This is a genomic window from Amphritea sp. (assembly GCF_050300915.1).
Classification (GTDB): Bacteria; Pseudomonadota; Gammaproteobacteria; order Pseudomonadales; family Balneatricaceae; genus Amphritea.
Window position 1 is genome coordinate 1 of the sequence record NZ_JBNKYN010000191.1, and the last position, 623, is coordinate 623.

At 52.0% G+C, this 623-nt stretch carries 1 protein-coding gene; it reads right to left on the minus strand.

The window, feature by feature from the left end; translation table 11 throughout:
* Positions 1-623, minus strand: a 623-nt coding sequence (locus ACQY8X_RS21030; protein WP_428037080.1) for a hypothetical protein, incomplete at both ends; no start/stop codon positions are given.

Consider the following 623-nt stretch of genomic DNA (forward strand, 5'->3'; position numbering starts at 1 on the left):
TCTGCGGTAACGGTATCACCGATAACGCTGTTGCCACCTACACTGATCGCGTTAGCATCGACCGTAGATGCAAAGTCAGCATCTCCACTGACAGACAGATCATTAACTGATACCGCTCCGTTCAGGTCAGCAGCACCGGTTATGCTCAGGTTATGCGCACCTGTTACCGCATTAGCGGTGACGCTGGTGCCGGTCAGCATGACATCATTCGTCAAGGTGACCGTACCGCTATAGGTTTGTGCTACAAGGGTAGTAATATCGGCAGCAACAACACTGGTACCGCTGATGTTCAGGCTATCCGCCCTCAGCAGATCATTGATAATGCTGTTACCCGTAATACTGACCGCGTTAGCATCGACCGTAGATGCAAAATCTGCATTACCGCTCACGGACAGATCATTCACGGCTATTGCACCATTCAGATCGGCATCACCGTTTACGCTCAGGTTATGCGCACCGGTTACCGCATTAGCGGTGATGCTGGTGCCGGTCAGTATCACATCCTTGTTCAGGGTGATAGAACCGTTATAGGTCTGTGAACCAGAAGTGGTAACATCGGCACCCAGGTCTGACGTGCCAGTAATATCCAGACTGGCTGCCGTGACCAGATCGGCAGTGGTGGT